This is a genomic window from Pantoea sp. SIMBA_079, assembly GCF_046940275.1.
Classification (GTDB): Bacteria; Pseudomonadota; Gammaproteobacteria; order Enterobacterales; family Enterobacteriaceae; genus Pantoea; species Pantoea borealis.
This window is the reverse complement of record NZ_JAWRYR010000703.1, coordinates 1-248: the sequence shown is the minus strand read 5'-3', so window position 1 is coordinate 248 and position 248 is coordinate 1. Positions and strand designations below refer to the sequence as shown.

The 248-nt window shown below is 51.6% G+C and carries 2 protein-coding genes; one reads left to right on the top strand and one right to left on the bottom strand.

Going from position 1 to position 248, the window contains the following annotated elements:
- On the top strand, positions 1-149 hold a 149-nt coding region (locus SB719_RS21775), incomplete at its 5' end, for a ferritin-like domain-containing protein (protein ID WP_412159976.1).
- Between the two features lie 28 nt (positions 150-177).
- Here SB719_RS21775 and SB719_RS21770 read toward each other — a convergent pair.
- Positions 178-248 (bottom strand): hypothetical protein (locus SB719_RS21770; RefSeq protein ID WP_412159975.1); only part of this gene is annotated, 71 nt, incomplete at its 5' end.

Here is a 248-nt window from a genome sequence, read left to right as displayed (position 1 = left end):
GCGTTCATGATTACGTCAGCCGCGATATGATGATAGAAATTTTGCGTGATGAAGAAGGCCATATCGACTGGCTGGAAACGGAACTTGATCTGATTCAGAAGATGGGCCTGCAAAATTATCTGCAAGCACAGATCCGCGAAGAAGGTTGAGCCGTGTCGGGAGGGAGAACCCTCCCGGTTAATAAGAGATCCAGGCCAGATACCCCAGGTTTATCATGCTGCCGAGCGCAAGCCACGGGCCGAATGCGA